Genomic DNA, 5,737 nt, shown 5'->3' with positions numbered 1-5,737 from the left:
TTTGCTTGATGTCAAGCCCGACCTGGTTGATGCGCCGCAGGCCTATCCGTTACCACCGATCAAAGGACGAGTGGTCTTTGACCGGGTATGGGCAGAATATAAGCCGGGTGAGCCGGTCCTGCGTGATGTGAGTTTCGTTGCTGAACCAGGTCAGACTATTGCCATCGTTGGGCCTACCGGTGCCGGTAAAACAACGCTGGTCAATCTGATCCCACGGTTCTACGACGTAAGCGCCGGAGCGGTGACGATTGATGGTCACGATGTGCGTAACGTAACGAGTGCCAGCCTGCGTTCCCAGATCGGTATTGTGCTGCAAGACACCTTCTTGTTCGCCGATACGGTGATGAACAATATCCGCTATGGCCGACTCACAGCGACCGATGATGAAGTCATCGCAGCAGCCCAACTGGTTGGCGCCCACGAGTTTATCGAGCGTCTACCCGAGGGGTACCAAACCGTGCTTGGCGAACGGGGCACCGGTCTCAGTCAAGGACAGCGCCAGTTGATCGCAATTGCCCGTGCTGCGCTGGCCAACCCTCGTATTCTGATCCTCGATGAAGCTACCAGCAGTGTTGACACCCGAACGGAACGGATCATTCAGCGGGCCTTTGACCAGTTACTGGCAGGACGAACGAGTTTTGTGATCGCCCACCGGCTGAGTACCATTCGTAATGCCGATCTGGTGCTGATGGTGAAAAATGGCCAAATTGTCGAACGCGGTACTCATCACGAACTGCTGGCCCAGCGTGGCGCATACTATGAGCTGTATCAACAGCAATTCGCCAGCGGTGTAGAGACGGTCTCATGAAGCCGGTCTTGAGGCACATGTGACCGTCACATCGCGAATCAGCGGGAAATGATTGGCAGATAGCGATCATACGCTATTGGGAGACCGGTTATCAGTGGAAAGGCAATACCACCAGATGGTGCTGTAGTAACGCCACCAATACCGACCGGAAGATCGCTTGCCAGCCAGGAACGGATAAATCCGCTCCAGGGATCGGTTTGCCCACGGTACAACAGCGAATCAACCAGCACCGGCTGCGTACCGAACAGTGAGCGATGAGGGAAAAACTCGGCGAGACCCGCGCCGGGCGGGAGCGAGGGGATACCAACCTCTCCGGCGGCGTTGCGTCGGGTTGCCAACACGAGCGGCGTACTCCCTCCCAGCGCATTGGAAAGATTGATGGTCGCGGTACGTACTGCGGCTAGATTACTATTCTGGAGTGCCGGTGCATTGGCCAGCGCCGCTGTGAAATCACCCAGATCGACAAAGGCATCTTCGGGCACCGACCAGCGTTGACCGGTAGGATCGGGGATAGCATCGGCCAGGCCATTCCCAGAACTATCGTACACCGTACTCCTGGATCGCACTTCCAGTAACGATAACTGAATGACGGCTGCGCGCTCATTCCAAATTTGCTGCAATGCAGTAGCGAGATCATCACGCGCTGACCGCACCTCATCGGCGCGATCCAGATCAAGTGCCGTCAAAGCGTATTCGCGCAACACACCATCTGAGCGCACAGCGTTACTATAGATCGTAGGAAGATCAACGGCAACTGCACGAGGATTGTCGCCATCACTTGCCGTTAATCGGCTAAGCACGCGGTGAATCCAGGCTGTGCGCCAGATATTGCCGGGCGGAGCAACCAGATAATCGGCTGACGGCGCCAGCGCCAGCGCCGTGTTTAGGTTCGCCATCAACGGTGCCTGGAAGAGCACCAGATCGATCCGCTTTTCGGCGGCTATTGTTGCCTCGCGCAGCGCAACACCGAGATCGGTAATAGCCATTGCTGGCGTAGCGGCGACCGACTCATCACTGCCAAAACCAAAAGCTGGATGAGCTGGACCAACCAGGATCAGCATAGTACGCGCAGCCGGAAATTCGCTTAAACCAAACCGCACAAATTCACGGAGGGTAGCCGGTTCGGCACTGTTCGGTTCAAACTGGCGCCGACAATCGACTGAGCTACCCCGGAATGCACAAATTTGACCTCCGGTGATCCCATAAGCATCGTAGAAGGTCACAATTGAAAAATCGGGATAGGCAGCCGCCAGTGTACGCAAGCGTTCTAACTCGAAATCAGGCCGGGCCACGACGCTGGTACGTAACGGATCGCCAAGCGCGTTATCGGCAGCAACATAGATCAGGATTGTCCAACGCACCGGATCGGCGCCAGCAGGCAACCCTTCATTGTCAATCACCTGCACCGGTAGCGAAGCCGGCGCCGAAAGAAACGTGATTGTGCGCTCAGCAAAGCTGTAGCCATACGCCGGCAGGGTTTCTGTCCCCCGCCGATCCAGAACCTTAACATACCAGCGGTAAGGATGACCATAGCGCAGGGGCATGGTATCTACAATGGAAGGAACGAGATCGACGTATGGCTCAGCAGCAGTTAAAGGCGGACTACACCACTGGGATGGCAAGCCGGTTTCAGGGATGAACAGGGTTGGGTCGTAGAGACATATCTGATACTCTTCACCATCAATTGATCGCGGCTCAAACAGGAAGCGCACCGGCGAATCATCGTTCAAGACTAGCCGGGCATTGGGTTGCGGATCAAGCAGGCGAGGTGAACTGAGTTCCAAGTCGAGATCGGTTCTCTCATCACCAGCCGCTAACTCAGTAACGACCGGCCCTGCCAACACGCTCAACCGTTGTCCATCACGACGGTTGGTCAGTGGTTGATTGACAAACCAGACCTGGTATGCTGCACCAGCAGACAGAGGTGGCACGCTGAACTGATAACGAAACCCGTCATCGGTAGCTACTACCTGAGCTGTTGCAACGACACTCCGACTAGTTGTATCGGAGCGCACGAGCAAAATCTGAACATCGCGCAAATCGGGCGACTCACGATTGCTTTGGGTAACGCGACCACTAAGGGTAGCAAGGTTTCGCGAACAAAGCTGCACTTCAATGTCATCGAACGAGATCGCCAGCCCTGTACCATCATTAACACCCCGCATCGTTACGATTAACTGTGCAGCCCCCTGCTCAACGAGGGGTGTAATATCGGTCGCCGCCCAGGAGAAACTCCGCCAATTGCCATCGGCTTTTCCGGTCAGTGGAATATCTACTGCAAAGACACGCCCTGCCGGTGTCGGATCATCAGGCACATTGAGGGCAATCGTCACCGTATCGTTCGGGCCGAGAGCACCTGGTACAATTCGGTAGCGGATCGTACCAATGATCTGTTCAGCCGCCGAGGGAACGGTAAACCGTTGCCTAAACGCATCAACATCTGTACTACCATCGCCATCACCATCGTCATCTTCGATCAGATAAATCGCCTGCGGTGCAGAAAACACACGGGCACTGGCGGTTGTGAAGAGTACTTCGTTTCGTACCGCTTGCCATGGCGACGACGACCGTGGCCGACTGATCGTTGAGTCCTCGATCACATCAGTACAAATCAAATTACTAGGGGTAGGTGGTGGCTCGGTGCTCACGGCTGCAAGCGGTGAAGACCAACCGACCATTACCAGCATCATGCAAGCAAATACACCGATCCAACGTACCCAGAACGCAACCGATCGGCTTGAAGTCTGGTACAATAGAGCGACCATGCGCCACAACTCCACTGGAGGCGATATGACCGAATTACATCATCTCACTGTCACCGCCGCACACGCAGCGCTCGCTGCTGGCGACCTCACGGCGGTAGCACTTACTGAAGCCTGTCTTGCGCGGATCAACGCTACCGAACCTCTGATTCGTGCATTTCTGCATCTCACACCAGAGACTGCTCTGGATGCGGCACGAGCCGCCGATGAACGACGTCGTCAAGGTCGATCACTCGGCCCGCTTGACGGCATCCCGATTGCAATCAAGGATGTTATTTGCACCAATGGTATCCCAACCACTGCTGGTTCACGCATTCTGGCGGGGTTTCGCCCACCTTATAATGCCACTGTTATCGAACGACTCCTGGCTGCCGGTGCCGTGTTGATCGGGAAACTCAACTGCGACGAGTTCGCGATGGGTTCAAGCACCGAAAACAGTGCTTACCAGATCACGACCAATCCGTGGGATCGGACGCGGGTTCCTGGCGGTAGTAGCGGCGGTAGTGCAGCAGCCGTCGCTGCCGGACAGGTACCGGCCACCTTGGGAACCGACACTGGCGGCTCGATCCGCCAACCGGCCGCACTCTGCGGCATCAGTGGTCTCAAGCCAACGTATGGCCGGGTCAGCCGCTACGGTCTGATCGCTTACGGCTCATCACTCGACCAGATCGGGCCAATGGCCTGGACGGTCGCCGATCTAGCGTTGCTAATGAATGTGATTGCCGGGCACGATCCGCGTGATGGTACCAGTGCGCCCATCGCTCCCCCCGATTACACGACGGCCCTTACCGGTGATATTCGCGGGTTGCGTATCGGTATTCCCCGTGAGTACTTCGTTGAAGGAATGGAACCGGGTGTCGAAGCTGCGACCCGCACGGCCATTGAGGTGCTGCGCGAGCTAGGTGCCACGCTGGTAGAGGTCTCGCTCCCGCACACCAGATATGCCTTACCTACATACTACATCATCGCACCCGCTGAAGCTAGTGCGAATCTGGCCCGATTTGACGGAGTGCGCTATGGCTTCCGTGCTGAGGGTGAAACGATGTGGGAACAGATCGAGCAGACACGGGGCCAGGGTTTCGGCCCGGAAGTACGACGACGTATTATGCTCGGTACGTATGCGCTTTCAGCCGGCTACTATGACGCTTACTACCGTCGCGCCCAGCAGGTACGCACACTCATCAAACGTGACTTCGAGCACGTGTTCGCGGAAGTTGATGTCCTGGCAACCCCCACCTCACCGACGGTCGCTTTCCCTATCGGTCAAAAGATCAACGATCCGCTAGCGATGTATCTGAGCGATGTCTGTACGCTGCCGATCAATCTGGCCGGTGTGCCGGCACTGGTAGTACCTTGCGGGTTCAGTGAAGGACTACCGGTAGGTCTTCAATTGATCGGGCGACCTTTTGATGAGGCAACCCTGCTGCGCGTTGGTGATGCCTATCAGCGTGCGACTGAATGGCACACCTATCGCCCTGATCTGCCTGCATAGACACAGCGATAGCGGGTAGGAGCGAGAAGTTGCGGGATCAGTGGTAGCAACGAATCCCCAACTCAATGTTCGCCCTACCCGACCAAAGTGATAACATTGGAGCGAGCGCAGCAGCAACGGGTTCCCAACCCACTTATAGCGATACCCTCTCACGGAACACCTGTTGGTCAGCGTACAGGAGGGATATTTCCCCCTCTTTTCAACCACGCTTGGGGGAAATAATGTGCTGATGCGCCACACCATGCGTTGTCAGGCGCCGAACCTGCGGACTAGCGGTCTGCACTCCCAGGGAAATAGGGAATGTCGGAATCTGTTGTGAGGCATGGTACAATAAGGTATCTCCGTGCTGATACTGATGAGATACGCAATGAGTCAACCTGAACCGAATCAAGTCCCACCAACTGTTACTCAATCACTTAAACCGCCAGGCTCACAACCACGAAGTTGCCTTCGCCAGATCACCGGATTCATCGGCTGGTTATTCACGCTGATCATTGCGGTCGCATTGACTCTGACCGTTGCAGGTGGCTTCCTCTACTGGGTGGGTGTTGATCTGACAACGCCACAGCAGATTCGCCAGGCCAGCACCGGTATGCAGACGTTGCAAATGGTAGCGACCGATCAGGCGGTCAAGATTCATCAATTGCAGACAACGCAGGCCCAACTTGTTGGCGA

At 56.0% G+C, this 5,737-nt stretch carries 3 protein-coding genes and 1 pseudogene; 3 read left to right on the top strand and 1 reads right to left on the bottom strand.

The window, feature by feature from the left end; all coding sequences use genetic code 11:
• Positions 1-808, top strand: an 808-nt coding sequence (locus tag JE47_RS0119335; protein ID WP_031461321.1) for an ABC transporter ATP-binding protein, incomplete at its 5' end; no start/stop codon positions are given.
• Between the two features lie 38 nt (positions 809-846).
• Here JE47_RS0119335 and JE47_RS0119330 read toward each other — a convergent pair.
• Complete coding sequence (locus JE47_RS0119330) at positions 847-3,573, bottom strand: clostripain-related cysteine peptidase (RefSeq protein ID WP_031461320.1); 2,727 nt, start codon at positions 3,571-3,573, stop codon at positions 847-849.
• A gap of 25 nt (positions 3,574-3,598) precedes the next feature.
• Here JE47_RS0119330 and gatA point away from each other — a divergent pair, with 25 nt between their 5' ends.
• Positions 3,599-5,062: an Asp-tRNA(Asn)/Glu-tRNA(Gln) amidotransferase subunit GatA gene (gene gatA, locus JE47_RS0119325; protein WP_031461319.1), complete on the top strand. Its 1,464-nt coding sequence runs from the start codon at positions 3,599-3,601 to the stop codon at positions 5,060-5,062.
• Between the two features lie 367 nt (positions 5,063-5,429).
• A pseudogene (locus tag JE47_RS0119320) lies at positions 5,430-5,737 on the top strand (hypothetical protein); the annotation flags it as partial.

This window comes from Chloroflexus sp. MS-G (assembly GCF_000735195.1).
In the GTDB taxonomy this organism is placed as follows: Bacteria; Chloroflexota; Chloroflexia; order Chloroflexales; family Chloroflexaceae; genus Chloroflexus.
This window is presented reverse-complemented; position numbering and strand designations above follow the sequence as displayed.